A 26,794-nucleotide genomic window follows, 5' to 3' on the forward strand; every position below is an offset into this window, starting at 1 on the left:
CCACAACCCGGGATCGCACGGGCTGGCGGCGTGGCCGGTTCCGGGCTCGGGACTGCTTCGTCTGGAGGGGGACAGGCCCGTAGGTATTGCGCGCTGCGACTGGACGACCTACCGTTAAGTATTAACTCAGCTAACTAACAGGGGTATTCCGGTGCGCACTCATATTTGCCTTCCCGTTGTTGCAAGTCTCGCTGCTGCCGGCTTCTTCGTCGGCGCGCCGGTGGTCTCGCCGGTAGCCCAGGCATCGGCGCCCGCGTTCTCCCTGACCGGCAACGGGACGTCGCTCGGGGGCGGAGATGCGCTCATCATGGGTGGTACGGGCATTCCCCAGCCACCACAGGCCTATCTCGACGCGGTCAACACGCTCTTCTTGGCGCCGCACGGATTCACCGGCAACCTGGTATCGCAGTGGGGACCGGAGAACGTGAGTTCGACGTCGAGCGCGGTTGGCCTCCAGGAACTGGAAAACTCGATCGCTGAGCGGCTCAACGCCGGCACAGTGACTGCCGAGAACCCGATCGTGGTGTTCGGTTACTCCCAGAGTGGGGGGATCGCGGGCAACCTGGTGAATTGGTTGGTCGAGAACGACGTGTCCAATGACCTTGTCCGGTTCGTGACGATCGGTTCCATGGCCGCTGCTCGAGTCGATCTCGACGCTTACCACACCGACGTTTACAACTACGAGTACGACCCTGTCGGGGTCAAACCTATTTACGATAATCCGCTGTCGCAGCTCAACTCCGCGCTCGGCTTCATCTACGGGCACTCGGTGTATCTGAGTGCGACCCCGGAGCAGGTCGCGAACGCCATCGAACTGCCGGTCGCGGACCCGGATTCGCTGACCACGTTCCACATGATCCCGTCCGAACTGCTGCCGCTGCTGGCACCGCTGCAGTTGCTTCCGATCATTGGAATGCCGCTCTACGAGCTGTTGGAGCCCGTCACCCGGATCCTGGTGAACCTCGGGTACGGCAGTATCGACCACGGCTGGCCGCCGGGCGACGTCGACGAGTGGCCTGCCGGCGGTGGGCTCTTGCCGCCCAACATTGACTTCGGCGAACTCGTGACCGCGCTGGGCAAGGCAGCGTTCGACGGGATCAGCAACTCCATTTCCAGCTGGTTCGACCCTGAGACCTACGTGCTCTACTCCCTTCAGGAGCACCCGTCGTTGGCCGGGATCGTCAATGAGGGGTACCTCGCTGGCTACCTCGACTCGCCGCATCCGTCGCTGGAGGAGGCGCTGATCGGGCTGTCCAACTTCTTGGCGGCGTTCACCGACACCACCCTGTATCCGATGCCCGATCCGGTCGAGCTGCTGGGCTGACAGGAGGTCAGTCGCGGGCTGGAAGCGCCGCCACGCCAGTCTGTTTCGAACTGACGATCAGTCGAACAGGGTGGCGTGGCTGTGCTGTTGTTCGAGGCCCAGCAGTGCCCGCTTGCGGTCGATACCGCCCCCGTAACCGGTCAGGCTGCCGTTGCTGCCGATGACGCGGTGGCACGGGACGATGATCGAGATCGGGTTGCGGCCGTTGGCCAACCCGACGGCACGGGAGGCCGTGGGCGACCCGATTTGGCTGGCCAGCTGACCGTAGGATCGGGTCTGTCCGTACGGGATGGTCAGCAGGGCGGCCCATACCCGGCGTTGGAAGTCGGTGCCGGCCATCTCATAGGTCAGGTCGAACTCGGTGAGGTCGCCGGCGAAGTATGCCGCGAGTTGCTCCACCACATCCGGAAACGCGGAGTCGTCGCGTATCCAGCCCGTGCGGCTGGGGGCGTGGGAATGATCCAGCATTAACAGGTGACTGAGCTTGCCGTCAGTGCCGGCCAGAGTGAGTGGCCCGATGGGGCTGTCGATGATGCGTTGCGTGGTCATGCAATCTCCTTCGAGGCCGGGGGCCAGTCGTTCACGGCATGATCGAGGCTGGCCCAAAGATGCTGCGTGGCATAGGAGCGCCAGGGCCGCCAGCGAGCACTGTGCTGGATCAGGGTCTGTGGGGTATCGGGCAGGCCGTACCGGCGGGCAGCGACCTGCACCCCGAGGTCGGTGACGGGAAACGCGTCGGGGTCGCCCAACCCGCGCATGGCGATCACCTCGGCCGTCCAGGCTCCGATGCCCGGCAACGCCAGGAGATCGTGGCGGGCCTGTTCCCAGTCGCAGCCCGCGCTCAGCCCCAGAGTGCCATCAGCCAGGCGGGAGATCAGGGTGAGCAGTGTTCGCCGGCGGGTTTGGGGAAGGGCGAGTTGCTCGGGATCGATGTCGGCGAGGCGTTCCACCGACGGAAAGACATGGGTGAGCCCGCCGTCGGGATCATCGAGTTGTTGACCGTGGGCAACCACCAGCCGATATGTATGGGTGCGTGCCGCTTTGGTCGAGACCTGCTGGCCGAGTACCGCCCGGACCGCGAGCTCGGCTTCGTCGACGGTCCGGGGAATGCGTTGCCCCGGCGCCTTGGTCACCAGGGGAGCCAGATCGGGGTCGGCCGCCAGCGCTTCGACGACGGCTTCCGGGTCAGCGTCGAGGTCCAGCAGCCGTCGGCATCGGGTGATCGCGGCGGTGAGATCGCGGAAGTCGTCGAGCACGAGTCGGCATCGGACATGGTCGGGGGTCGGGCGCAGGCTGACGATGCCGTTGCCGTGTGGCAGACGCAGGGTGCGCCGATAGGCGCCGTCACGCACTTCCTCGCAACCGGGCACTGCGCACGCCGCCAGGTGCCCGAACACGCCCTCGAATGCGAACGGGGTGCGCACCGGCAGGCGCAGCGACAGGGCTCCAGAACCGGGGGCATCGCTGACGGAGGGAGCTCGTGAGCGTGCCGCAGCGTTGCTGCGCAACACCGTCGGCGTCGTGGCGCACACGGCGCGGACAGTGTCATTGAACTGCCGAATACTGGCGAAGCCGGCGGCGAAGGCGACATCGCCCAAGGGCAGATCGGTGGTCTCGATCAGGATGCGGGCGGTCTGCGTGCGCTGGGCGCGGGCCAGTGCCAGCGGGCCGGCGCCGACCTCGGCCTGCAGCAACCGCTGCAACTGGCGGGCCGAGTAGCCGAGGTGGCCGGCGAGCCCGCTCACGCCCTCCCGATCGACCGTGCCGTCGGCGATCAGGCGCATGGCCCGTCCCACGATGTCGCCGCGGATGTTCCATTCCGGAGAGCCTGGCGCGGCGTCTGGGCGGCAACGCTTGCAGGCGCGGAAGCCGGCTCGCTGCGCCGCCGCGGCGGTGGGGTAGAACTCCACATTCGGTGGTAGCGGCGTGCGCGCCGGGCAACTGGGCCGGCAGTAGATCCCTGTCGTGAGCACCGCGGTGATGAACCAGCCGTCGAAGCGGGCGTCCTTGGACTTCACGGCGCGATAGCAGCGGTCGAAGTCGTCATGCACGTTTCAACGATGACACGTGCCGACCGACGACACTAGCGGAAAAGCGACACGACAGTGCCGGGCCGTCGGCGCCGGTGCGGGCTAGCATCGGTGCGTGGCGGCACTGGTACAGCGGTACTTGGACGGGATTCTTGCCGAGCACACCGGGGTGAGCGATGGTGCCCTGGCGAGCTATATCCCGGAATTGGCCGAGGTGGATCCGACGGGGTTCGGCCTGGCGTTGTCGTCGTCGGACGGCTATGTCTACGAGTCCGGTGACGCCGATGTGCAATTCACCATGCAGTCCATCTCCAAGCCGTTCACCTACGCGCTCGCCCTCGATCAGCTGGGGCAGACGGAGGTCGACGCGCGGATCGGCGTGGAACCCTCCGGTGAGGGCTTCAACAAGATCAGCGTCGATCAGGTAACCAATGTGCCGAAGAACCCGATGATCAACGCCGGTGCGATCGTGGCGTGCTCCCTGATACCCGGGAAGACCCTTGAAGACCGGTTCGATCTTGTCCGGGACTTCTTCAGTGCCTGCGCCGGACGCAGCCTGGACTTTGACGAGGCGGTGTATCAGTCCGAGCGAGCGAGTGGCAGCCGCAATCGCGGGATCGCTTATCTGCTGGAGAGTTTCGGCGCCTTGGGTGCCGACCCCGACGATGCCCTGGATCTCTACATCCGCCAATGTTCGCTGAAGGTCACCAGCACCGACCTGGCCCGGATGGCCGCGACGCTGGCTCGCGGCGGCCTCAACCCCTTGACCGGGCGGCAGGTGACGGATGCCGCGGTGGTGCGGCGCACGCTGTCGGTCATGGTGACCTGCGGCATGTATGACGCCGCAGGGGCGTGGGTCAGTTCGGTCGGGATGCCGGCCAAGAGTGGTGTGGCCGGTGGCATCGTGGCGGTGCTGCCTGGGCAGCTCGGTATCGGCGTCTATTCGCCGCGGATCGACGCCAAGGGCAACAGTGTGCGCGGGATGCTGGTGTGCCGCAGCCTTTCCCAACAGCTCGGCCTGCACTTCCTGACGGTGAGCAGTGAAGCGCATGCGGCGATTCGCGGGGTGTACACCCCACGTCCGGGCGTTCGGGTCTACGAGGTGCACGGGGATCTGCTGTTCGCCGGAGCCGAACAGGTGGCCCGCACCGCCACCCGGGAATGTGGTGAGTTCGATACCGCGATCCTCGATGTCTCGCGGCTGCACACGATCAGCGAGCCGGCGCGCGGCCTGCTTGCGGGACTCTCCGAGGAGTTGCGGGCGCTGGATAAGCAGGGTCTGCTCGTCGATCCCAACGGATCAGTAACGCCCGACCCAGATGCCTACGCCGGGCTGGTGTTCGCCACTGTCGAGGACGCGCTGGCCGTGACCGAGACGTGGGCGGGGGAGTAGACCGCGTTACAGCGGGCTGGCCAGCACCGTGGGTGCTTCGTAGCCGCGCAACACGATCGAGTCACCCACCACCCAATGGGCCTGCTCGCTGATGGTGGCGGCGTACATGGTCTTGGCCGTGGTCAACAGTGGCACCGGATGGGTCTTTGCCAACTCGCACAGCCGGGCGGCTTCGTTGACCGGTTCTCCGATCACGGTGTACTCGAAACGCTCTTTGGCGCCGACATTTCCGGCCACCACTTGCCCGGCCGCCACACCGATTCCCGCCCGGATCTCCGGCACCTCGTCGGCCAGCCGGTACAGGATGCCGCGGGCTGCGGCCAGCGCTTCGTCCTCGGGCTGGTCGAGATGGTTCGGCGCGCCGAAGATCGCCAGCGTGGCATCGCCCTCGAACTTGTTGATCAGCCCCTGATGGCGGTCGACCTCGTCGACGACGACGGCGAAGAATCGGTTCAGCAGGGTGACGACCTCCGTCGCGGGCTTGGCAGTCACGATCTGTGTCGAGCCGACGATATCGACGAAAATGATTGCGACATGGCGCTCTTCGCCGCCGAGTTGTATCTGCTCGCGTTCCGCGGCGGCGGCCACCTCACGCCCGACGTGGCGGCCGAACAGGTCGCGTACACGTTCGCGCTCGCGCAGCCCGTGCACCATCGCGTTGAAACCGCTCTGCAGCTCGCCGAGTTCGGTTCCGTCGAACACCACCAGGTCACCCTGTAGGTTGCCCTGCTCGACGCGTCTTAGAGCTGCGCGCACCACACGCACCGGCGTTGCGGTGAGCCAGGACAGGATCAACATGAGCAGGAACCCGAAAACCAGCGTCGTCACCGAGGCGATCAGCACGGCGACGCCGAACTGGGTCAACGTCAAGTTCTTCAGCACCACCGCGAACAAGGCGGTCAGGCCGATACCCAGAATGGGGACGCCCGAGGTGAGCAGCCAGACCATCATGGTCCGGCCCATGATGCCCGACAGGATGCGCCGCGGCGGCGGACCGGCGGCCAGCGCCTGTGCGGCCACCGGCCGCAACGCGAATTCGGTGAACAGATAGCAGGCGGTGGCCACCAGAATGCCGCAGACGCTCATCGTGAAGCCGATGATCGGGATGAAGATCTTGTCGTATAAGCCGTAGAGCACGGTGAACAACACCGTAGCGACGCCCCACAGGGCCAGCACGACCTGCGCCACTCGCCACGGGGTCAGGAAGGCGTTGCGCTCGTCGTCGCGCGTCGGCGACTGTTCCTTGATGGCCCAACGCAGTTTCTGGATGGTGCGTCGGGTAATTCCATACGTGCCGGCGACTATGGCGATCACCACATAGGCCGGCACCAGCCCGAAGGTCAGCCAGCGAGGCGCGTCGGTGAACACATTCGGCACCGGAAACGCCACCGCCACCAGCAAGACGTCCACGGCGACGCCGAGCAGGTTCGTCCCCACCATGACGACGGTCAAGATGAACTGAATACGGATTCGGCGCAGGTACTGACTTTCAGACACCCGGCCTAACAGCCAAGAGCCGTATTCGGGTGTCTCGGGCAGTCGACCGCTCTGACGCGTGAGCATCTCCAGCGCGCGACCCAGGCGTTGCGCGGTCGTCTTTGGCGGCTTCATCGTGGCGTAAGAATAATTGCTCGGCGCGGGCCTTTAAGGTGGATCGGATGCGACTCGTGATCGCCCAGTGCACCGTCGACTATGTCGGCCGGCTCACCGCGCACCTGCCCTCTGCCCGACGACTGCTCCTGTTGAAGGCCGACGGCTCGGTCAGCGTGCATGCCGACGACCGTGCCTATAAGCCGCTGAACTGGATGAGTCCGCCGTGCCGCTTCACCGAGGAGGCCGGTGGCGAGTTACCGGTGTGGGTGGTGGCGAATAAGACCGGCGACCAGCTACGGATCACCATCGAGGAGATCGAGCATGACTCCAGCCACGAGCTGGGTGTCGATCCCGGGCTGGTCAAAGACGGCGTCGAAGCACAGCTGCAGGCGTTGCTCGCCGAGCACGTCGAACTGCTCGGCGAGGGCTACTCGTTGGTGCGCCGCGAGTACATGACCGCGATCGGCCCGGTTGACCTGTTGTGTCGCGATGAACAAGGGCGAGCGGTCGCGGTGGAGATCAAGCGGCGCGGCGAGATCGACGGAGTGGAACAGCTCACGCGATACCTCGAACTGCTCAACCGCGACAGCCTGCTGGCACCGGTCAGCGGGGTCTTCGCCGCTCAGCAGATCAAGCCGCAGGCCCGCACGCTGGCCACCGACCGCGGCATCCGTTGCCTGACTTTGGATTATGACGCGATGCGCGGCATGGCCAGCGACGAATACCGGCTGTTCTGATCGTTGGCCGGAATAGGGGCGCACGGTCGTGCGTTGGAGGAGCGCATGGCACTTGATGACCTCTTCCAGCCCCTGACGGTTCGCTCGCTGACCGTTCCTAATCGGTTCGCGATGGCGCCCATGACCCGCCAGGCTTCGCCGGGTGGGATTCCGGGCAGTGATGTGGCCGAGTACTACCGGCGGCGTGCTGCGGGCGGTGTGGGGCTGATCATCACCGAGGGCGTGCGGTTGCCCGACCCGGCAGCGGGATTCCCGGCCAGCGTGCCGACGATCGCCGGCGACGAGGTGCTCGCCGGATGGACTCGTGTCGTCGACAGCGTCCACGCTGAGGGGGCGACGATCGCTGCGCAGTTGTGGCACCAGGGGGTGGAGCGCCGCGATGACGACGGGGTAGAACCGGTCGGCCCGTCTGGCATCGACGGGCACGGGGAGCCACGGGGCCGCGCGCTGCGAACCGCCGAACTCGCCGAGGTTGCACAGCTCTACGCCACCAGTGCCGCCACCGCACGAGACCTCGGCTTCGACGCGGTCGAGATCCATGGTGCCCACGGCTACCTGCTCGACGAATTCTTCTGGGAGCGAACGAATCGCCGTACCGACGGCTACGGTGGAACGCTGGCCGCTCGCACACGTTTTCCTGCAGAGGTGGTCGCGGCGGTGCGCGCCGCAGTCGGCCCGGACTATCCGATCATCTTCCGCTTCTCCCAGTGGAAGGGTACCGACTACGCGGCCTCCATCGCCGAGGACCCGACCCAGTTGCAGGAACTACTCACGCCCCTGGTCGACGCCGGCGTGGATGCCCTGCACCCCTCGACGCGCAGGCACTACGCCCCCGGATTTCCCGACCATGACAGCGAATTGAGCCTCGCTGGGTGGACTAAGAAGGTCACCGGCCTGCCGGTCATCGCCGTCGGGTCGGTCGGACTGGAAACGCAGTTCCGCAGCGAGAAGCGTGGCGAGGTGATTGCGTCCGCACCGGTCGACCGGCTGGTCCAACAGTTCGACGGCGGGGAGTTCGACGTGGTGGCTATCGGGCGCGCGCTGCTGGCCGACCCGACCTGGGTGAATCGCCTGCGTCGCGATGAGCTGGACGGGTTCGGCGGCTACGACGCGGCGGCCGCACTAGCGGCCCTTGCCTGAGCGTGGCATGGCCCGCCGCCGCGGCCCTTCGCGCCGAGAACAATCCTTGCGACCGCTGCCGCTTCAGCAGCGTCTCGAGACCGGTCCCGACGGCTACGAGTACCTAGTTCAGGCCGTTGCCGGTTCGCGCGCCGTCAAGGTCTACCGGTGCCCGGGCTGTGATCACGAAATCCGTTGCGGTGTCCCGCATGTGGTGGTGTGGCTCGCCGAGTGCGGCGACGCCGCGGGCGATGACCGGCGGCATTGGCATACGCCGTGCTGGGCCAACCGCAACAACCGTGGTCCGACCAGGAAGTGGTCTTAGAAGGTCAGTGCGCTTCCAGGTCCGCGGCGGGCTCGACCAGCTCGACCAGCACGCCGCCGGCGTCCTTGGGGTGGATGAAGTTGATTCGCGAGTTCGACGTGCCGCGCCGCGGCGCCTCGTAGAGCAGCCGGACGCCCTGCTCGCGCAGCCGCTCGGAAAGCGCGTCGATGTCGCTGGTCCGGTAGGCCAGCTGCTGCAGACCCGGGCCGCGCTTGTCCAGGAACTTCGCGATCGTCGACGATTCGTCGATCGGGGCCATCAGCTGAATCTGGGCGCTGCCGACCGGCGCGCCGCGCACCGCGAGCATCGCTTCGACGATGCCCTGCTCCTCGTTGACCTCTTCGTGCAGCACGATCATGCCGAGCTTGTCGTGGTACCACTTCTTGGCCACTTCCAGGTCCGGGACCGCGACACCGACGTGGTCGACCGCCGTCACCAAGGCCGAGGCCAGGGCGGGACGTGCCTCACAGGGGTCAGCGACGGATTCGGTGGTCATAACGTAACGGTAACCTGAGCGGAAACATCGTGCTGAGCCGACCGGAAAGATCGGCCTTTCAGACCCGCCCGGGAGGTAGTCATGACGACATCGGTGATCGTTGCTGGGGCTCGGACCCCGATTGGCCGGTTGATGGGTTCACTGAAGGATTTCTCCGGCAGCGACCTGGGCGCCGTGGCGATTGCTGGGGCGCTGGAGAAGGCGCAGGTACCGGCGTCGCTGGTGCAGTACGTGATCATGGGCCAGGTGCTGACCGCGGGGGCCGGCCAGATGCCGGCTCGGCAGGCGGCGGTGGGCGCCGGCATCGGCTGGGACGTGCCGACGCTGACCATCAACAAGATGTGTCTGTCGGGAATCAACGCCATCGCAATGGCTGACCAGCTGATTCGCGCCGGCGAATTCGACGTGGTGGTGGCCGGCGGCCAGGAGTCGATGAGCAAGGCCCCGCACCTGCTGCTCGACAGCCGGTCGGGCTACAAGTACGGCGACGTGACGGTGCGCGACCACCTCGCCTACGACGGCCTGCACGACGTCTTCACCGACCAGCCGATGGGTGCGCTTACCGAGCAGCGCAACGACGAGGACAAGTTCACCCGCGCTGAGCAGGACGAGTTTGCCGCCGAGTCCCACCGCCGGGCCGCCGCGGCCTGGAAGGACGGCGTTTTCGCCGACGAGGTGGTGCCGGTGAAGATCCCGCAGCGTAAGGGGGACCCGCTGGAGTTCACCGAGGACGAGGGCATCCGGGCCAACACCACCGCCGAGTCGCTGTCGGGGCTCAAGCCGGCGTTCCGCTCCGACGGCACCATCACCGCCGGCTCCTCGTCGCAGATCTCCGACGGCGCCGCCGCAGTGGTCGTGATGAGCAAGGCCAAGGCGCAGGAACTGGGTCTGGACTGGCTGTGCGAGATCGGTGCCCACGGCGTCGTGGCCGGGCCGGATTCGACCCTGCAGTCCCAGCCGGCCAATGCCATCAAGAAGGCGATCGAGCGCGAGGGGATCTCCGTCGACCAACTCGACGTGGTGGAGATCAACGAGGCCTTTGCCGCGGTGTCGCTGGCTTCGACCCGGGAGCTGGGGTTGAACGGCGACGTGGTCAACGTGCACGGCGGCGCGATCGCCGTGGGGCACCCGATCGGGATGTCCGGTGCGCGGATCACCCTGCACGCCGCCCTGGAGCTCAAGCGGCGCGGTTCGGGCTATGCGGTGGCGGCGCTGTGCGGGGCCGGCGGCCAGGGCGACGCGCTGATCCTGCGTGCGGGCTAGCGGCTTGCCTACGGTTGCGTAGGTTGCTGGCACGGCTGGTTTCCGCGTCGCTACGCCCAAGTGTGATCTTGGTCATAGTGTGGTGGTCGCGCGCGAAAACGGCCGTCGGTGGCGCCGCGAGGGTGGCGTGACAGACTTGACGTCGTGACGCGTCCTCGACCCCCGATCGGCCCGGCGTTGGCCGGAGCAGTCGATTTGTCCGGCCTCAAGAAGCCGGCTCAATCCGGCGGCGCCGCCGCGAACACCCCGGCTCCGCCGGGTGCCACCGAGATCACCGAGGCCAACTTCGAAGACGAGGTGCTGGTCCGGTCCAATCAGGTGCCGGTGGTGGTGCTGCTGTGGTCACCGCGCAGCGAAGCCTGCCTTCAGCTCGCCGACACCCTGGCTGCGCTGGCCCAGGCGGACAATGCCGACGGCGCGCCCAAGTGGGCGCTGGCCACCGTCAACGTCGACGTCGCCCCGCGGGTGGCGCAGGTGTTCGGCGTGGACGCGGTACCGACCGTGGTGGCACTGGCTGCCGGTCAACCGATCACCAGCTTCCAGGGGCCCCAGCCGCCCGACCAGCTGCGCCGCTGGGTCGACTCACTGGTGTCGGCCACCGCAGGCAAGCTTGCCGGCGGCGGTGACGCTGAGCAGCCCGAGCAGGTGGACCCGGTGCTGGCCCAGGCCCGTGAGCAACTCGACGCCGGTGACTTCCCGGCGGCGCGAGCCTCCTATCAGGCGTTGCTGGACACCGACCCCAACAATGTCGAAGCCAAGGGGGCACTGCGCCAGCTCACCTTCCTGGAACGCGCGACCGGCCGGCAACCCGATGCGCCCGCCCAGGCCGACGCCGACCCGGGCAACGTCGAGGCCGCCTTTGCCGCCGCTGACGTGCAGATCCTCAACCAAGACGTCACCGCTGCGTTTGACCGGCTGATCGCCCTGGTGCGGCGGACCGCCGGTGACGAGCGCACCGCGGTGCGGACCCGGCTGGTGGAGCTGTTCGAGCTGTTCGACCCGGCCGACCCGGAGGTTGTCGCCGGCCGGCGCAATCTGGCCAACGCGCTGTACTGACCCGGCGGGCTGGCGCTATTCGGGCGCCAGCCACACGGCAGACAAGGCGGGTAACACCAGCACCGCCGAGGCCGGACGGCCATGCCACGGTTCGTCGGTGGCCTCGACCCCGCCGAAGTTGCCCTCACCTGACCCGCGGTAGCCGACCGCGTCGGTGTTGAGCACCTCGCGCCAGCGGCCCGCGCGCGGCAGCCCCAGGTGGTAATCGGCGTGGGTGACGCCGGCGAAGTTGAACACGCAGGCCAGCACCGAACCGTCGGTGCCGTAGCGCAGGAAGCTCAACACGTTGTTGGTCGAGTCGTTGGCGTCGATCCAGGAGTAGCCCCGCGGGTCGGAGTCCTGGGTCCACAGGGCCGGCAGCGCGCGGTAGTGGGCGTTGAGGTCGCTGACCAGCCGCAGGATGCCGGGGGAGTAGCCGTCGGGCTCGATCTGGGGGTCGAGCTGGAACCAGTCGACTCCGCGCTCGTTGCACCACTCGGCGCGCTGACCGAACTCCTGGCCCATGAACAGCAATTGCTTGCCGGGATGCGCCCACTGGTAGGCCAGCAGGGCGCGCAGGCCCGCGGCCTTGTGGTGGGAATCGCCGGGCATCCTCGACCACAGTGTGCCCTTGCCGTGCACCACCTCGTCGTGGCTGACCGGCAGCACGTAGTTCTCGCTGAAGGCATAAAGCATCGAGAACGTCATGTTGTGGTGGTGGTAGCTGCGGTGCACCGGATCGTGGCCAAGGTAGGCCAGGGTGTCGTGCATCCAGCCCATGTTCCATTTCATCGAAAAGCCCAGTCCGCCAAGGCTGGTGTCGCGGGTGACTCCCGGCCAGGAGGTGGACTCCTCGGCTATGGTCACGATGCCCGGCGCGACCCGGTGGGTGGTCGCGTTCAGCTCCTGCAGGAACTGCACCGCCTCCAGGTTCTCGCGGCCGCCGTGGATATTGGGGGTCCACCCGCCGTGCGGGCGCGAATAGTCCAGGTAGAGCATCGATGCCACGGCATCCACCCGTAGCCCGTCCACGTGGAACTCGGTCAGCCAATACAGCGCATTAGCGACCAGGAAGTTGCGCACCTCCGGGCGGCCGAAGTCGAATACGTAGGTGCCCCAGTCGAGTTGCTCACCGCGGCGTGGATCGGAGTGCTCGTACAGCGGGGTCCCGTCGAATCGACCCAGGGCCCAGTCGTCTTTGGGGAAGTGTGCTGGCACCCAGTCCACGATGACGCCGATGCCGGCTCCGTGCAGGGCGTCGACCAGCGCCCGGAAGTCGTCGGGGGTGCCGAAGCGCGCCGTCGGGGCGTAATACGACGTCACCTGGTATCCCCAAGACCCGCCGAACGGGTGCTCCGCCACCGGCAGCAGTTCCACATGGGTGAAGCCTTGTTGAACAACGTATTCGGTCAGTTCCACCGCCAGCTGGCGGTAGGTGAGCCCCGGGCGCCAAGAGCCCAGATGGACTTCGTAGGTGCTCATCGGCTCGCTCACCGGGTCGCGCTTGCAGCGCTGCGCCATCCACTCGGCGTCGTGCCAGATGTAGTCGCTGGCCGTCACCATCGATGCGGTCCTCGGCGGTACCTCGGTGGCGTAGGCGAACGGATCGGCGCGCTCGGTGACCGCGCCGTCGGCCCCGTGGATGCGGAACTTGTAGAGGCCGGCAGTGGGGAAGTCGGGCCAGAACAACTCCCAGATTCCCGAGGAGCCCAATGATCGCAGCGGCGCGTTGTCACCGGCCCAACCGTTGAAATCACCGATCAGACTCACCCCGGTGGCATTGGGTGCCCACACCGCGAAGGACACACCGGACACCTCGCCGTCCGGCGTTGTGAAGCTGCGGTGCTGAGCCCCCATCACTTCCCAGAGGCGTTCGTGGCGTCCCTCGGCGAACAGGTACAGGTCGAATTCGCCCAGAGTCGGCGCGAATCGATACCCATCGGCGACCGTCTGCACCCCGGTGGGTTCGGCGAATTCGGCCGTCTCGGGGTAGTGCACCTCCAATCGGTAGTCGATCAGATCGGTGAACGGCAGCGCCGCAGCGAACAGCCCGGAGCCCAGGTCGCGCATGACGAAGCGTTCGGTACCGACGAGCACCGCCACGCGCCGAGCGCGCGGGCGCAAGGCCCGGATGATGGTGGTCTTGCCGTATTCGTGGGCGCCCAGGATGGAATGCGGATCGTGGTGCTCACCGGCTAGCAGCCGGGCCAGGTCGGCAGGAGGGGGTGCCAGGTGTCGGGTCATGGTGCTCATCAGCGGCGCAGCAGCTCGACGCGGGTGCCGGCGTTGATCGGCGGCATGGTGACGATGTGGGCGACCGCATGTGCCGGGTCCAGGCGCACGTAGTTTTCCTGGCCCCAGTTGTAGTCTTCTCCGCTGATCTGGTCGCGTACCCAGAAGCGTTGGTAGTCAGGCATTCCCAGTGCCCACATGTCCAGGTGCAGCGTCGCCTGCTCGGCGCTGAACGGGTTCAGCGTGACCACCACCAGCACGGTGTCCCCGGTAGCCGGGTCGAACTTGCTGTAGGCCAGCAGCGCGTCGTTGTCGACATGATGGAAGTGCACGGTGCGCAGCTGATTGAAGGCCGGGTGCATTCGGCGAATCTCGTTGAGCCGGGCGATGAACGGCTCTAGGGAGCGGCCTTCGGCTACGGCGCCGGCGAAATCGCGGGGACGAAGCTCGTACTTCTCCGAATCGAGGTACTCCTCGCTGCCTTCATGCACGGCACGGTCTTCGAACAACTCGAATCCGGAGTACACGCCCCACGCCGGGCCGAGTGTCGCCGCCAGTACCGCGCGGATGGCGAACATTCCGGGGCCGCCGTGCTGCAGGCTGGCATGCAGGATGTCGGGGGTGTTGACGAAAAGATTCGGCCGGCGGAAATCGGCGAGCTCGGCGATCTGCTGACCGAACTCCGTGATCTCGGATTTCGTTGTCCGCCAGGTGAAGTACGAGTAGGACTGGGTGAAGCCCAGTTTAGCCAAGCCGTACTGGCGCGCCGGCGGGGTGAACGCCTCGGACAAAAACAGCACGTCGGGGTCGATGTTCTTGACGGCGGCGATCAGCCAGAGCCAGAAGTCCGGGGGCTTGGTGTGCGGGTTGTCCACCCGAAAGATCTTCACCCCGTGGTCCATCCAGAACCGGACCACCCGCAACACCTCTGCGTACAGGCCGGCCGGATCGTTGTCGAAGTTCAGCGGGTAGATGTCCTGGTATTTCTTCGGCGGGTTCTCTGCGTAGGCGATGGTGCCATCGGGCAGCTCGGTGAACCATTCCCGATGCTGAGTGGCCCAGGGATGGTCCGGTGCGCACTGCAGCGCCAGGTCCAGCGCGACCTCCAGGCCGAGCCGGTGGGCCGCGGCGACGAAGTCGTCGAAGTCACCGATATCGCCCAGCTCCGGATGCACCGCGTCGTGGCCCCCCTCGACGCTGCCGATGGCCCACGGCGAACCCACATCGCCGGGTTCGGCGGTCGCGGAATTGTTGCGGCCCTTGCGGTGTACACGTCCGATGGGGTGGACCGGCGGCAGGTACACCACGTCGAAACCCATCTGTGCGATCCGGGGCAGTGCCGCCGCGGCCGTGGCGAACGTGCCGTGTACCGGGCGGCCTTCGGCGTCCCAGCCGCCCGTCGAGCGCGGAAACATCTCGTACCACGCGCCGCGCCGTGCCAGCGGCCGATCCACCCACACCTGGTGCTCGACGCCGGCGGTGACCAGCTCACGCAGCGGGTAGCGGGCCAGCAGCTCGTCGAGTTCGGACGACAGTGCCGGCGCGGCCCTTGACACCGGATCGCCTGGGGCGCGCAACGCAGCAGCCGCCGCCAGCACCGGTTCACGCCGTGCGGTCGGTACCCCGGCTGCGGCGCGGGCGAACAACTCGGCGCCGATCAACAGATCGTTGGACAGTTCGGCTGCGGCCTGGCCGGCATCGAGCTTGGCGGTCACCGCGTGCCGCCAGCTCTGCAACGGATCGCCCCAGCCCTCGACCCGGAAGGTCCACAAGCCGACGGCGTCGGGGGTGAAGGCACCGTGAAACACGTAGGCGTCGAACCCGGTGTGCATGGGCAGATGCAGCGCTGAGCCCGCGGAGGTCGGTGGCGGATCACCGGGCAGCGGGTAGCGGAGCCCCGCGTGACGTACCACCAACGTCGCCGCGACGGCCTCATGGCCTTCACGCCAGACAGTGGCCTTGACCGGCACGGTCTCACCGACCACGGCTTTGGCCGGGTAGCGGCCGCATGAGACGACCGGTTCGACATCGTCGACCTCGACTCGTCCAGCCACCACACTCCGTTCGTCGTCGGGCTGTATGCGCCCACGGTAGCTGTCCAGCGATGTCCACCGGAACCGAGCGAGGCGTTCGCAACCGAATCGTCAGGTCTGTTCGGCAGGCTCCGCTTCGGTAAGGTAGTGAGGCGTGAAGGCCCTCCGCCGGTTCACCGTTCGCGCCCACCTTCCCGAGCGGCTGCTGGCACTCGAGCAGCTGTCGATGAACCTGCGCTGGTCGTGGGAGCAGCCGACGCAGGAGCTGTTCGCCGCCATCGATCCTGAACTGTGGGACAGGAGTGGGCGAGACCCAGTCGCGCTGCTCGGGGCGGTCAGTCCCGCGCGGCTCGAAGAGCTGGCCGCCGACCAGGAGTTCACCGCCCGGCTCGATGCGCTGGCTGCCGATCTCACGGCGTACCTGACCAGCCCGAGGTGGTACCAGCACCAGCAGGACGGCGGCGAGGCGCTGCCGACGGCGGTCGCCTACTTCTCGATGGAATTCGGCGTCGCCGAAGCCTTGCCCAACTACTCAGGCGGCCTGGGGATCCTGGCCGGGGATCACCTGAAGTCGGCGTCAGATCTGGGTGTGCCGCTGATCGCGGTGGGGCTGTACTACCGGTCCGGGTATTTCCGTCAAGCGTTGACCGCCGACGGCTGGCAGCGCGAAACCTATCCGGCGCTGGATCCGCAGGGGCTGCCGTTGCGGCTGTTGGTCGATACCGACGCCCACCCGGTGCTGATCGAGGTGGCGTTGCCCGGCGCCGGGCGGTTGCGGGCCCGGATCTGGGTCGCGCAGGTAGGCCGAGTGCCGTTGTTGCTGCTGGATTCCGACATCGGTGAGAATCCCCACCAGCTGCGGGGAATCACCGACCGGTTGTACGGCGGCGATCAGGAGCATCGGATCCGTCAGGAGATTCTGGCTGGTATCGGTGGTGTTCGGGCCATCCGCGAGTTCACCCGGTTGCAGGGCATGCCCGCTCCGGAGGTCTTTCACATGAACGAGGGGCACGCGGGCTTCCTCGGTATCGAACGCATCCGTGAGCTGATCGCCGAGCAGGGCCTGGATTTCGACACCGCGCTGGCCGTGGTCCGTTCGGCGACGGTGTTCACCACGCACACCCCGGTGCCGGCCGGAATCGACCGGTTTCCCGCCGACATGGTGCGCCGCTACTTCGACGACAGCGGTGATGCCCTGGTCGCCGGGGTGCCTACCGAGCGGATCATGGAACTGGGCATGGAGCAGGGGGACGAACACGATCCCGGCATGTTCAACATGGCCCACATGGGGCTGCGCCTGGCGCAGCGCGCCAACGGTGTTTCGCGGCTGCACGGGCGGGTCAGCCGGGTCATGTTCAACGACCTGTGGCCCGGTTTCGACGGCGACGAGGTGCCGATCGGCTCGATCACCAACGGCGTGCACGCGCCGAGTTGGGCGGCGCCGCCGTGGCTGCAGCTCAGTCGCGACGTGGCCGCGCCCGACTCGTTCAGCGAGCCGGCGGCCTGGCAACGTCTGCAGCAGGTCGATCCGGTGACGTTGTGGTCCATCCGCTCGCAGCTGCGGGCGCTGCTCGTCGACGAGGTCCGGTTGCGGTTGCTGAAGTCCGGGCTGGAACGCGGTTCCTCGGAGGCCGAGTTGGGCTGGATCGCTACGGCATTCGACCCTGACGTGCTGACCATCGGCTTCGCCCGGCGGGTGCCGACGTACAAGCGGTTGACGCTGATGCTGCGTGATCCCGACCGATTGGAGCAACTGCTGCTCGACGAGCAGCGCCCCGTCCAGCTGATCGTCGCCGGAAAGTCCCATCCGGCCGACGAAGACGGCAAGGCGCTGATTCAACAGGTGGTGCGGTTCGCCGACCGCCCGGAAGTGCGGCACCGCATTGCGTTCCTGCCCGACTACGACATGTCGATGGCGCGGCGCCTGTACTCGGGATGCGATGTCTGGCTGAACAACCCGCTGCGCCCGTTGGAGGCATGCGGCACCTCGGGAATGAAGAGCGCGCTCAACGGCGGGCTGAACCTGTCGATTCGCGACGGGTGGTGGGACGAGTGGTTCGACGGGCAGAACGGCTGGGCGATTCCCACCGCGGACGGGGTCGCCGACGAGAATCGGCGCGACGATCTGGAAGCCGCGGCGCTCTATGACCTGCTGGCGTCGTCGGTGGTGCCGAAGTTCTACGAGCGCGACGATCGGGGAGTGCCGCCGCGCTGGATGGAGATGGTGCATCACACCCTGCAGACGCTGGGGCCGAAAGTGCTGGCGTCGCGGATGGTGCATGACTACGTGGAGCAGTGTTATGCCCCGGCCGCGCAGTCGTTGCGGCGCACCTGCGAACCGATTGACGGGGTGCCCTTCGGTGCGGCACGTCAATTGGCCGACTACCGGCGTCGGGCAGAAGCAGCCTGGCCGCACATCCAGATCACCGACGTCGACAGCACCGGACTGCCGGACGCACCCTGGCTGGGCTCGGAGTTGACCCTGACCGCCTCGGTTCGCCTGGCCGGGCTGCGGCCGGACGAGGTGGCCGTGCAGGCGGTGCTGGGCCGAGTGGATTCCGGTGACACCCTGCTGGACCCGGTCACCGTGGCGATGTCGCACGCCCACACCGATGCGGACGGAACGGAAGTCTTCTCCACGACCAGCCGGCTACCGGTGGCCGGGTCGGTGGGCTACACCGTGCGGGTGCTGCCGTGCCATCCGTTGCTGTCCGGCGATGCCGAACTGGGACTGGTGACCCTGGCCTGAGGCCGGCAAGGGGCGGCGCGAGCTTTCCCGTCGGTGAGATTGCGCTCAGGGCTGCGATTCGTCGAAATCGACGACCTTCAGTGCAATCTGAACGATTCGCCGGCCCACGGAGAACGCGGGGTCACGGGAAACGGGCCAGGCAGCGATCGAAGTCGCCGAGCACCCCGGTGCGGTAGGCGTCGATGCGCGAGAAGCCGGCCGGCACCGATTCGCCGTTGATGTCGCCGGCGGCCAGGCCGTTGGTCAACAACCCGGCGACCGCCTCGTCCAGATCCCCCGCGGTCAACGCGATCCTGCCGCCGTTGGAGGTGGTGACGCCCTGAGACAGCCGGGTGGTGGCCACCCCGGTCAGGCAGGCGGTGCGCAGCGCGGCCGCGGCGTTGTCGAGCACCAGCCCGCCGTGCTCGATCTGCACGCGCTGCAGGTACCGCGAGATCAGTGCCGAGTAGGCGGTGTTGTCGCCGGACAGCGTCGCCAACTTCTGGTCCTTGCTGGGGGTGCCCATGGTCTGCAGGGCCGGCAGGTCGACCGCGATGGTGTTGCTCGCCGGACAATACGAGGCCGGCGGACTGGGGCGCGCGTCCGAGCACGACGAAGCGGTCGCGGCGTCGAAGGTGAGTTTCGGTGGCTGGTCGGGCGTGAACGCGATGTTCATCGCGTCGATGACCAGCCGCACCGATTCCTCGCTGACCGGCACCTCGCCGGTCTCGTCCTGTTGCAGCTGAACCGGCAGTTCGCCGCGCCGCTGCTCGATCTCCTTGGCGTCGATGGCCTTACACGAGCCGGCGCCGTCGGTGAACCCGAACTGGAACGCCGAGATCCGTTCGAAGGCCGAGCCATGCTCGTTGTTGCCAATCGACTCGTCGGGCCCGAGCAACGGATCACGCAGCGCCAGCATCGCAGCCAACACGCCGTTGAGCCCGTCGCCGGTACTCAGGGTGAAACGCGGGGAATCCCCCTGGGCTACCCAACGCAGGTAGACACCCGCCAGGCAGTCGGCCTGCTGCTCGGCCACCAGTGTCGGGGTCTGGCGCCGCTTGGTGATGCCGGCGGTGCGGGCAATCGCGTGGCCGTACTCGTGGGCGAGCACCATGGTGATGGCCATGTCGCCATAGGCGCTTCGCAGTGCGGGCAGCAGCAGTCGGCGATCCCAGCCGATGGTGTTGTCCAGATAGCAGTAGGCCGCGTTGACCAACAGGAAAGTTCTACTGTCACAGAACTTTCCACGTAGTTGCGCCGGATCCCAGGACAGCAGTGACTTCGCAGGCCTGAAATCGCCGTCGAAGGTGTTGGGATAGGTCGTGGTCCAAAACGCCTCGAGGTCGCTGACCGACTGCGCGGCGAGTTGATCGATCCGGCCGCCGTCGGTGCCGTCGACCTCCCGGGTCGGTGGCGGGGCGTCGGGGCGCAGCCCGGTGGGGCCGTCGACGGCCTGCAGGCCGCCCACCCGGAACGGGTCGGCGAATACCGACACGGGTTTCCCGTCGAGCATGCGGGCACATCCGCTCAGCAATAACACCAGCGCGCAGGCAGTGACGAGAACACGGCGGTTCAGCGAGCCTCGACGAAGGAGAGGCGAAGCTGGGGCCGCCGCATGAGCACGGCGGTTCAGCGAGCCTCGACGAAGGAGAGGCGAAGCTGGGGCCGCCGCATTAACACGGTGCCGTCGGCGGGCAGGGCGCATGAGGTACCACGATAGTGGGCTTAGGCGCCGCGCAGCCGCTTCAGCGCCAGCTGCACCTTCGCGGTGTCGGTGGTGCCCCAGAACGGCGGTAGCGAGGCCCGCAGATATCCGGCGTAACGGGCGGTGGCCATCCGGGAGTCGAGCACCGCCACCACGCCCCGGTCGTCGTTTCCGCGCAACAGCCGGCCGGCGCCCTGGGCCAGCAGCAGAGCGGCGTGGTTGGCGGCCACCGCCATGAAGCCGTTGCCGCCGCGCGCGGTGATGGCGCGCTGCCGGGCGGTCAGCAGCGGATCATCGGGCCGCGGGAACGGGATGCGGTCGATGAGCACCAGCGACAGCGACGGTCCCGGTACGTCGACGCCCTGCCACAGCGACAGCGTGCCGAACAGCGAGGTCTCGGCGTCGTCGGCGAACTGCTCGACCAGCGCACCGGTGGTGTCGTCGCCCTGGCACAGCACCGGGGTGTCGAGGCGCTCGCGCATCGCCTCGGCCGCGGCTCGTGCCGCTCGCATCGAGGAGAATAAGCCCAGCGTTCGGCCGCCCGCCGCGGTGATCAGGGCGGTGATCTCGTCGAGTTGTTCGGCCGTGCCGGTGCCGTCGCGCCCGGGTGGCGGCAGGTGTGCCGCGATGTAGAGGATGCCCGACTTGGCGTGCGCAAAAGGTGAGCCGACATCAAGGCCCCGCCAGCGCGCGGCCTGGGGATCTTCGCCGCGCCGCAAACCCCAGTCGCCGGCCATGGCGTCGAAGGACCCGCCGACCGTCAGCGTCGCCGAGGTCAGCACCGTCGTCGCGCGGGCGAACAGCCGCTCGCGCAGCAGGCCGGCCACCGACAGCGGTGCGACCCGCAGCACGGCCCGCACCGAGCCCCGGTTGTCTTCATGGCTGAGCCAGACCACGTCGTAGCGGTCGGGGATGGCCGGCTCGAACGAGGTCAGGATCCGGGACGCGGTGTCGGCGATCTCGGTCAGCGCGGCGACCGACTCCTTGCGCGCCGCCGCGGCTTTGGGATCGGCAGGTGAGGTGTCGATGGCTGCGCGGGCCGCCCCGGCGGCATCACGCAGGGCGGCCAGATAGGTGGCCAGCTCCTCGTCGAGGTGATCCATCCGGCCGGGGGTGCCGTCGTGGATCGCCGAGCCGAACGTCAGCGATGCGGCATCGAGGCGCTGGACCAGCTCGGGGGAGACCAGCCGGCCAACACGGCGCACCGCGACGCCGAGCATGGTCGCGCTCAGCTCGGCGGTGGCCACCGAGGTCACCCGGTCGGCGAGTTCGTGCGCCTCGTCGATCACCAGCAGGCGATGCTCGGGCAGCACTGTGGTGTCGGAGATGGCGTCGATGGCCAACAGGGCATGGTTGGTGACGACGACGTCGGCTTCGGAAGCGACGGCGCGGGCCCGCTCGGCGAAGCAGTCGGTGCCGTATTGGCAGCGCACGGCGCCCACACATTCGCGCGCCGAGACGCTGACTTGAGACCAGGACCGTTCCGGTACACCGGGTTTGAGGTCGTCGCGATCACCGGTGTCGGTGTCTTCAGCCCACGCGGTCAGCCGCTGCACGTCGCGGCCCAGGGCACTTGCCGCGAACGGATCGAACAGCTCGGCCTGCGGCTCGTCGTCGGATTCCTCGGCGATGCCGGTGTGGATCTTGTTCAGGCACAGGTAATTCCGTCGACCCTTGAGCAGTGCGAAGGTGGGCCGCCGGGGCAGCACCTTTTCCAGGGCGCCGGCCAGACGCGGCAGGTCACGGTCGACGAGCTGGCGCTGCAATGCGATGGTCGCGGTCGACACCACGACGGGGTTCTCGTCGGTCAACGCCCGCGCGATCGCCGGAACCAGATAGGCCAGCGACTTGCCGGTACCGGTGCCGGCCTGCACCGCCAGATGCTCGCCGGTCTCGAAGCAGCGCGCCACCGCCTCGGCCATACGGACCTGGCCCTCGCGTTCGCTGCCGCCCAGTGCGGCTACCGCGGCGGCGAGCAGCTCGGATACGGACGGGTCAGCCATGGTGTGCACACGGTAGCCCGCTTTCGGATCGGCATGCTCATCCGTCAGGCCGTGGCGGCCGAGCGGGCCACCAGATAGGTTCCGTGCCCCTCGGTGACCAAGCCGTCACCGTCGAATCGCAGGACCTCATTGACGAGTCCGCCGTTCTGGTTGCGGTAGTTGATCACGATGGTGTCGATGCCCCGGTAAACGTCTTCGACCACGAAATGCAGATCCGGCATGCGCTGCAGTGCGCCGGACCAGTAGCGGCGCAGTGCGGCCTTGCCGCGGATCACTCCGGCCGTCTCGGGATACATCTGGGCGGCCACCGGGGAGGTGAACACGACGTCGTCGTGAAAGTGTGACAACACAGCGTCCATGTCCAGGTTGTTCCAGTCCCGCGCCCAGTCCCGGCTGAACGTCGCGGCATCGATATCCATACCCGTGGACGGTAGCGACACCGGCGTCCGCGGCTCGACTGATTTTCTGGCCGAAGACCACCAGGAAACCATGGCGGTCCTATCGGCAACGCACTGAGTTAAGCCGACCGCATCTTGCGACTAAGGGGGAGGCAGTCGCAAGCTTATTCGGCAGCAGCGGCCTGTTTAAGCGTGTCGGGGCACAATTCGTGTTGAGCGCCTTCTACCAGCTGCGGTTTGTACTGCTCCTGTACCAGCCCGAGGAACGGCAGATCGGCCGGAGTGTGGCCGGTGCGCAGCATCCGGCAAATCATGTCGCCTGCCATCAAATGGCTGGCGTCTCCGACACCCATCGGCGCGTTCATTGGCACGCCGTTGTCGTGGATGTAGTTCAAGAAACTCTGGTCATCGGCCTGAGCCACCCCGGCAGTTCCGAACAGAAATCCCAACGCTGTCAAACCAGTGCCCGCTGCTCGCGCAATGTTTCCCATCACGTCCCTTCCGTCATTTCACACCGGGGGGTGCCCTCAATGGCTGGCCCAGTATTACCTGACCGCACGATTTATGGCTCGCGGTTCGTGAACATTCCGGTGGTGAGCTCGACCCCAACGCGCATGGGTTGCTGGACGGATTGCGGCGCACGTCGGTAACCCGGCCGCCTGACGGCTGTTTCGTCTAACCGTCAACCTCTTACAGCACTGACGCCGCCATCGGCCGCTACCCTGAGGCGATGAGCAGCCAGCGATTGCCAGGCGGCGCAGTGCACGACCTTCCCGATGACCTGCGCGACGGACTGACCGTCAGCGCCGCGGCGTTGGCCGCGTGGCTGGACATTACGCCCTTGGCGCGCAACGAGTTCATCTGCTGGGTTGAAGACGCCAAGCAGCAGGCGACCCGCGAGCGACGGATTCGCCGCACGCGAGAGGAGCTCGAGGAGGGCATGCGCCGCCCGTGCTGCTGGCCCGGGTGCAAGCATCGCGAACGCAACGGAAAATAGGAGCGCGCTCAGGCGCCGCCGGGAACCAGCCGCGTCGGGATCGCCGGCTCGCCATGCGCGAGTTTGAGCGCTTCCCACGGCAGGCTGTGCAGCCCGGCCACCACGCGTTCGCGCGCTGCGGCCAGCGCCGTCGCCCCGGTGGGGGTCACCACCTCGCCGCCGCGGACCAGCGGAACGGTCAAGGTCCGGGCCCGCGCGTCCACCGCCGGTGGGTGCCCGGCCGGGTAGACCACCTCCTCGGTGACAATGCCGCTTTCGCGGGCGACCCGCAGCGCCTGTTTGAGTCCGCCCTGCGACTCTTTGCCGGTGCTGCGCTTGTGCACCGACTTGCCGTCCACCTCGACCAGTTTGTAGACGAACCCTGCCGCGGGCACGCCTGAGCCGGTCACCAACGCGGTGCCGACGCCGTAGCTGTCCACCGGCGCCGCCCGCAGCGCTGCGATGCCGAATTCGTCGAGGTCACCGGAGACCACGATCTTGGTGCCGGTGGCACCTAGCCGGTCCAGCTGGTCGCGGACCTGATGGGCCAACGCCGCCAGCTCACCGGAGTCGATGCGCACCGCGCCGAGTCCCGGTCCGGCCGCCGCGACGGCGTTGGCCACCCCGGTGGTGACGTCGTAGGTGTCCACCAGCAGCGTGGTGTCGACGCCTTGGGCGGCGACCTGGGCGCGGAACGCCGCCAGCTCGCCGTCGGCGCCGGTGTGTAACAGGGTGAAGGCATGCGCGCTGGTGCCCAGCACCGGCACACCGTAACGGCGGTGCGCCTCCAGATTGGAGGTTCCGGCGAAACCCGCCAGGTAGGCGGCCCGGGCCGCAGCCACGGCGGCCTGCTCGTGCGTGCGGCGTGAGCCCATCTCGATCAGGGGCCGTCCGCCGGCGGCGTTGACCATGCGGGCGGCCGCTGAGGCGATCGCGGTGTCGTGATTGAAGGTCGAGAGCAGCAGGGTCTCCAGCACGACACACTCGGCGAAGCTGCCCTGCACGCTGAGCACCGGCGACCCGGCGAAATACAGCTCGCCTTCGGGGTAGCCGTCGATGTCGCCGCGGAACCGGAAATCCGCCAGGAAATTGACGGTCTGTCGATCCAGGAATTCCGAGAGCAGACTCAGCGCGGCGTCGTCGAAGGTGAACCCGGTCAGGGCCTCCAGGAACCGGCCGGTGCCGGCGACCACCCCGTAGCGGCGTGCCTCGGGGAGTCGGCGGGTGAACATTTCAAAGCCGGCCTGTCGAGCCGCCGTGCCGTCGCGCAGGGCCGCGGCGAGCATGGTCAGCTCGTACTTGTCGGTGAGCAGTCCGCCGCACTGGGCCGAGTGGTTCACCCGCCAACCGTATCGACTGGACTGCACCCCACCTCGGCTCGGTATCCTGACCGGTATGGCCACGTCAGCACCGACGTCCGCCCCGGTGAAACCGCAGGGCACCGGACAGCGGCACGCCGACCCGGTCGAGGAGACGGCTTCCCCCTGGGTGACCATCGTCTGGGACGACCCGGTCAACCTGATGACCTATGTGACCTACATCTTTCAGAAGCTGTTCGGCTACAGCGAGCAGCACGCCACCAAGCTGATGCTGCAGGTGCATCACGAGGGCAAGGCCGTGGTGTCGGCGGGAAGCCGTGAGTCCATGGAGGTCGACGTGTCCAAGCTGCATGCCGCCGGTTTGTGGGCGACCATGCAGCAGGACCGCTAAGACTCAACCGAAGGGAACCGGACTTCACCGTGCAGAAATGGAAGCGGGTCGAGACCGACGACGGACCCCGCTTCCGGTCTGCGCTGGCCCTTCACGAGGCCGCGCTGCTCCGGAATCTGGTCGGCTCGATCGTCGGGATGCTCGACGCACGGGAGTCCGCTTCTCCGCCAGACGAACTTGAACAGATCACCGGGATACGAACCGGCAACACCCGACCGCCCGAAGACGCCACGACACGCCGGCTGCTGCCGGATTTCTATCGCCCGGAAGGTGATGCGGACGGCTCCGCGGTCGACGCAGACGGCCTGAACGCGGCCCTGCGCAGTCTGCACGAACCGGGGATCATCGACGCCAAACGTGGCGCGGCGCAACAAGTGCTGGCCACCGTTCCCGAACAGGGCGGCCGCTTCGAGTTGACCGAGGAACAGGCCAACGCCTGGATCGCCGCGGTCAACGACATCCGCCTCGCGCTGGGCGCCGTGCTCAAGATCGGCCCCGAGGGCCCCGATCAGTTGCCGGCGGGTGATGCGATGGCTGGTCAACTCAACGTGTATCAATGGCTCACCGTGCTGCAGGAATTCCTGGTTGTCGCGCTGATGGGAAGGCCCAGGCGATGAAAGGCATGGGTTCGATCACCGATGTCGGCGGCATCCGGGTGGGCCACCACCAGCGGATCGATCCGGACGCGACATTGGGGTCCGGCTGGGCCACCGGCGTCACCGTCGTCCTGGCGCCACCCGGGACGGTCGGCGCCGTCGACGGTCGCGGCGGAGCGCCGGGCACCCGCGAAACCGACCTGCTGGATCCGGCCAACAGTGTGCGCTGGGTGGACGCGGTGGTGCTTTCCGGCGGCAGCGCTTACGGACTGGCGACCGCCGACGGCGTGATGACCTGGTTGGAGGAGCAGGGCCGCGGTGTGGCGCTGGAGGGCGGGGTGGTGCCGATCGTGCCGGCCGCGGTGATCTTCGACCTTCCGGTCGGCGGCTGGGATCGCCGGCCCACCGCGGAATTCGGCTACGCCGCCGCGGCCACGGCTGCCGGGCCCGACGGCCAACAACCGGCTTCGGGCAGCGTCGGCGCCGGCGCTGGCGCCCGGGCCGGAGTCTTCAAGGGTGGCGTGGGCACCGCGTCGATGACACTGGAGCTCGGGGACGACGTGGTCACCGTGGGTGCGATCGTGGTGGTGAATCCCACCGGCGAACTCATCGATCCCACCACTGGGTTGCCCTGGTCGACCCTGCTCATCGAAGAATTCGGGCTGACGGCGCCGCCGTCGGAACAGTTGGCGATCCTTGCCGGCCTGGAACCCAAATCCGTGTCGCTCAACACCACCATCGCCGTGGTGGCCACCGACGCCGCGCTGAGCCCGGCGGGCTGCCGCCGGGTGGCGATCGCCGCGCAGGACGGGCTAGCGCGCACCATCCGGCCCTCGCACACGCCGGTGGACGGCGACACGGTGTTCGCGTTGTCGACCGGGACCGTCGAGGTTCCGCCGCTGCCGGGAACACCGGCCGCGATGTCCCCGGAGACGGGCCTGATCGCCGAGGTCGGTGCCGCCGCGGCGGACTGTCTGGCCCGAGCGGTGCTGTCGGGGTTGTTGTGTGCTGATCCGGTGGCCGGAATCCCGACCTACCGCGGCACCGTGCCGGGCGCATTCGCCGAGCGGCTCGGCGACCGGTCGGGAAGGCCGTGAG

At 67.6% G+C, this 26,794-nt stretch carries 23 protein-coding genes; 12 read left to right on the forward strand and 11 right to left on the reverse strand.

Features of this window, described 5'->3' with window-relative positions:
• Positions 1–220 precede the first annotated feature (220 nt).
• Entirely contained in the window at positions 221–1,324 is a 1,104-nt protein-coding gene (locus ACKY0X_RS06695; protein WP_409428803.1) for a PE-PPE domain-containing protein, read from the forward strand.
• A gap of 57 nt (positions 1,325–1,381) precedes the next feature.
• Here ACKY0X_RS06695 and ACKY0X_RS06700 read toward each other — a convergent pair whose 3' ends face one another.
• Together ACKY0X_RS06700 and ACKY0X_RS06705 are read right to left on the reverse strand one after the other, a co-directional pair.
• Positions 1,382–1,873 (reverse strand): methylated-DNA--[protein]-cysteine S-methyltransferase, encoded by a 492-nt coding sequence (locus ACKY0X_RS06700; RefSeq protein WP_409428804.1) that lies wholly within the window; start codon positions 1,871–1,873, stop codon positions 1,382–1,384.
• Positions 1,870–3,375, reverse strand: a complete 1,506-nt coding sequence (locus ACKY0X_RS06705; protein WP_409428805.1) for an AlkA N-terminal domain-containing protein — start codon at positions 3,373–3,375, stop codon at positions 1,870–1,872. Before ACKY0X_RS06705 ends, ACKY0X_RS06700 begins: the two co-directional genes overlap by 4 nt.
• 94 nt (positions 3,376–3,469) lie before the next feature.
• Here ACKY0X_RS06705 and glsA point away from each other — a divergent pair, with 94 nt between their 5' ends.
• Positions 3,470–4,747, forward strand: coding sequence for a glutaminase A (gene glsA, locus ACKY0X_RS06710; RefSeq protein ID WP_409428806.1), 1,278 nt, complete (start codon positions 3,470–3,472; stop codon positions 4,745–4,747).
• 6 nt (positions 4,748–4,753) lie between these two features.
• Here the strand turns inward: glsA and ACKY0X_RS06715 are convergent, their stop codons facing one another.
• Complete coding sequence (locus tag ACKY0X_RS06715) at positions 4,754–6,358, reverse strand: adenylate/guanylate cyclase domain-containing protein (RefSeq protein ID WP_409428807.1); 1,605 nt, start codon at positions 6,356–6,358, stop codon at positions 4,754–4,756.
• Between the two features lie 47 nt (positions 6,359–6,405).
• Here ACKY0X_RS06715 and nucS point away from each other — a divergent pair, with 47 nt between their 5' ends.
• Genes nucS through ACKY0X_RS06730 form a run of 3 tightly spaced genes read left to right on the forward strand, consistent with a single transcriptional unit; the run spans position 6,406 to position 8,521 of the window.
• On the forward strand, positions 6,406–7,077 hold the full coding sequence (gene nucS, locus ACKY0X_RS06720) for an endonuclease NucS (RefSeq protein WP_409428808.1): 672 nt from the start codon (positions 6,406–6,408) through the stop codon (positions 7,075–7,077).
• Positions 7,078–7,122: 45 nt separating this feature from the next.
• A complete protein-coding gene (locus ACKY0X_RS06725) occupies positions 7,123–8,217 on the forward strand; it encodes an NADH:flavin oxidoreductase (protein ID WP_409428809.1) in 1,095 nt (364 codons plus the stop codon).
• Between the two features lie 7 nt (positions 8,218–8,224).
• Entirely contained in the window at positions 8,225–8,521 is a 297-nt protein-coding gene (locus tag ACKY0X_RS06730) for a hypothetical protein (RefSeq protein ID WP_409428810.1), read from the forward strand.
• Positions 8,522–8,525: 4 nt separating this feature from the next.
• Here the strand turns inward: ACKY0X_RS06730 and mce are convergent, their stop codons facing one another.
• The gene (gene mce / locus ACKY0X_RS06735; RefSeq protein WP_409428811.1) at positions 8,526–9,017 is read right to left on the reverse strand and encodes a methylmalonyl-CoA epimerase; all 492 of its coding nucleotides are present in this window, start codon (positions 9,015–9,017) and stop codon (positions 8,526–8,528) included.
• A gap of 81 nt (positions 9,018–9,098) precedes the next feature.
• Between mce and ACKY0X_RS06740 the strand changes: the two genes are divergently transcribed.
• A complete protein-coding gene (locus tag ACKY0X_RS06740; protein ID WP_409428812.1) occupies positions 9,099–10,280 on the forward strand; it encodes an acetyl-CoA C-acetyltransferase in 1,182 nt (393 codons plus the stop codon).
• Between the two features lie 144 nt (positions 10,281–10,424).
• The gene (locus ACKY0X_RS06745) at positions 10,425–11,336 is read left to right on the forward strand and encodes a tetratricopeptide repeat protein (RefSeq protein WP_409428813.1); all 912 of its coding nucleotides are present in this window, start codon (positions 10,425–10,427) and stop codon (positions 11,334–11,336) included.
• Between the two features lie 15 nt (positions 11,337–11,351).
• On the opposite strand, the gene glgB is transcribed toward ACKY0X_RS06745, so the two are convergent.
• Positions 11,352–13,568, reverse strand: coding sequence for a 1,4-alpha-glucan branching protein GlgB (gene glgB / locus ACKY0X_RS06750; RefSeq protein WP_409428814.1), 2,217 nt, complete (start codon positions 13,566–13,568; stop codon positions 11,352–11,354).
• Complete coding sequence (locus ACKY0X_RS06755; RefSeq protein ID WP_409428815.1) at positions 13,568–15,601, reverse strand: alpha-1,4-glucan--maltose-1-phosphate maltosyltransferase; 2,034 nt, start codon at positions 15,599–15,601, stop codon at positions 13,568–13,570. The genes glgB and ACKY0X_RS06755 overlap by 1 nt, the downstream gene beginning before the upstream one ends.
• A 133-nt stretch (positions 15,602–15,734) precedes the next feature.
• On the opposite strand from ACKY0X_RS06755, the gene glgP reads away from it, so the two are divergent.
• Positions 15,735–18,329: an alpha-glucan family phosphorylase gene (glgP, locus tag ACKY0X_RS06760; RefSeq protein WP_409428816.1), complete on the forward strand. Its 2,595-nt coding sequence runs from the start codon at positions 15,735–15,737 to the stop codon at positions 18,327–18,329.
• A 121-nt stretch (positions 18,330–18,450) separates the two neighbouring features.
• Here glgP and ACKY0X_RS06765 read toward each other — a convergent pair whose 3' ends face one another.
• From ACKY0X_RS06765 to ACKY0X_RS06780, 4 genes are all read right to left on the reverse strand, one after another.
• Positions 18,451–19,821 carry a neutral zinc metallopeptidase gene (locus ACKY0X_RS06765; RefSeq protein ID WP_396873045.1) on the reverse strand — a complete coding sequence of 457 codons (1,371 nt, stop codon included), beginning with the start codon at positions 19,819–19,821 and terminating at the stop codon, positions 18,451–18,453.
• 212 nt (positions 19,822–20,033) lie between these two features.
• Complete coding sequence (locus ACKY0X_RS06770; RefSeq protein WP_409428817.1) at positions 20,034–22,016, reverse strand: ATP-dependent DNA helicase; 1,983 nt, start codon at positions 22,014–22,016, stop codon at positions 20,034–20,036.
• 44 nt (positions 22,017–22,060) lie between these two features.
• Entirely contained in the window at positions 22,061–22,435 is a 375-nt protein-coding gene (locus ACKY0X_RS06775) for a nuclear transport factor 2 family protein (protein WP_409428818.1), read from the reverse strand.
• A 143-nt stretch (positions 22,436–22,578) separates the two neighbouring features.
• Positions 22,579–22,905, reverse strand: a complete 327-nt coding sequence (locus ACKY0X_RS06780; RefSeq protein WP_409428819.1) for a DUF732 domain-containing protein — start codon at positions 22,903–22,905, stop codon at positions 22,579–22,581.
• A 239-nt stretch (positions 22,906–23,144) separates the two neighbouring features.
• Here ACKY0X_RS06780 and ACKY0X_RS06785 point away from each other — a divergent pair, with 239 nt between their 5' ends.
• On the forward strand, positions 23,145–23,411 hold the full coding sequence (locus tag ACKY0X_RS06785; RefSeq protein WP_409428820.1) for a YdeI/OmpD-associated family protein: 267 nt from the start codon (positions 23,145–23,147) through the stop codon (positions 23,409–23,411).
• Between the two features lie 8 nt (positions 23,412–23,419).
• Here ACKY0X_RS06785 and ACKY0X_RS06790 read toward each other — a convergent pair whose 3' ends face one another.
• Entirely contained in the window at positions 23,420–24,730 is a 1,311-nt protein-coding gene (locus tag ACKY0X_RS06790; RefSeq protein WP_409428821.1) for a nicotinate phosphoribosyltransferase, read from the reverse strand.
• Positions 24,731–24,785: 55 nt separating this feature from the next.
• On the opposite strand from ACKY0X_RS06790, the gene clpS reads away from it, so the two are divergent.
• Genes clpS through ACKY0X_RS06805 form a run of 3 tightly spaced genes read left to right on the forward strand, consistent with a single transcriptional unit; the run spans position 24,786 to position 26,793 of the window.
• Positions 24,786–25,100, forward strand: coding sequence for an ATP-dependent Clp protease adapter ClpS (clpS, locus tag ACKY0X_RS06795; RefSeq protein WP_065039540.1), 315 nt, complete (start codon positions 24,786–24,788; stop codon positions 25,098–25,100).
• A 29-nt stretch (positions 25,101–25,129) separates the two neighbouring features.
• Positions 25,130–25,717 carry a DUF2017 domain-containing protein gene (locus ACKY0X_RS06800; protein WP_409428822.1) on the forward strand — a complete coding sequence of 196 codons (588 nt, stop codon included), beginning with the start codon at positions 25,130–25,132 and terminating at the stop codon, positions 25,715–25,717.
• Positions 25,718–25,722: 5 nt separating this feature from the next.
• The gene (locus ACKY0X_RS06805; protein WP_065039538.1) at positions 25,723–26,793 is read left to right on the forward strand and encodes a P1 family peptidase; all 1,071 of its coding nucleotides are present in this window, start codon (positions 25,723–25,725) and stop codon (positions 26,791–26,793) included.
• Position 26,794 lies beyond the last annotated feature (1 nt).

The organism is Mycobacterium sp. SMC-11 (assembly GCF_046250095.1).
Classification (GTDB): domain Bacteria; phylum Actinomycetota; class Actinomycetes; order Mycobacteriales; family Mycobacteriaceae; genus Mycobacterium; species Mycobacterium heraklionense_A.

Bases quoted from the DNA above. Each gene is read 5' to 3' on its own strand.
- ACKY0X_RS06780 (WP_409428819.1), bottom strand. From the start codon at position 22,905: ATGGGAAACATTGCGCGAGCAGCGGGCACTGGTTTGACAGCGTTGGGA.
- mce (WP_409428811.1), bottom strand. From the start codon at position 9,017: ATGACCACCGAATCCGTCGCTGACCCCTGTGAGGCACGTCCCGCCCTG.
- ACKY0X_RS06725 (WP_409428809.1), top strand. From the start codon at position 7,123: ATGGCACTTGATGACCTCTTCCAGCCCCTGACGGTTCGCTCGCTGACC.
- ACKY0X_RS06765 (WP_396873045.1), bottom strand. From the start codon at position 19,821: ATGCTCGACGGGAAACCCGTGTCGGTATTCGCCGACCCGTTCCGGGTG.
- ACKY0X_RS06715 (WP_409428807.1), bottom strand. From the start codon at position 6,358: ATGAAGCCGCCAAAGACGACCGCGCAACGCCTGGGTCGCGCGCTGGAG.
- clpS (WP_065039540.1), top strand. From the start codon at position 24,786: ATGGCCACGTCAGCACCGACGTCCGCCCCGGTGAAACCGCAGGGCACC.
- nucS (WP_409428808.1), top strand. From the start codon at position 6,406: ATGCGACTCGTGATCGCCCAGTGCACCGTCGACTATGTCGGCCGGCTC.
- ACKY0X_RS06785 (WP_409428820.1), top strand. From the start codon at position 23,145: ATGAGCAGCCAGCGATTGCCAGGCGGCGCAGTGCACGACCTTCCCGAT.
- ACKY0X_RS06730 (WP_409428810.1), top strand. From the start codon at position 8,225: ATGGCCCGCCGCCGCGGCCCTTCGCGCCGAGAACAATCCTTGCGACCG.
- glgB (WP_409428814.1), bottom strand. From the start codon at position 13,568: ATGAGCACCATGACCCGACACCTGGCACCCCCTCCTGCCGACCTGGCC.
- ACKY0X_RS06740 (WP_409428812.1), top strand. From the start codon at position 9,099: ATGACGACATCGGTGATCGTTGCTGGGGCTCGGACCCCGATTGGCCGG.
- ACKY0X_RS06770 (WP_409428817.1), bottom strand. From the start codon at position 22,016: ATGGCTGACCCGTCCGTATCCGAGCTGCTCGCCGCCGCGGTAGCCGCA.
- ACKY0X_RS06775 (WP_409428818.1), bottom strand. From the start codon at position 22,435: ATGGATATCGATGCCGCGACGTTCAGCCGGGACTGGGCGCGGGACTGG.
- ACKY0X_RS06700 (WP_409428804.1), bottom strand. From the start codon at position 1,873: ATGACCACGCAACGCATCATCGACAGCCCCATCGGGCCACTCACTCTG.
- ACKY0X_RS06805 (WP_065039538.1), top strand. From the start codon at position 25,723: ATGGGTTCGATCACCGATGTCGGCGGCATCCGGGTGGGCCACCACCAG.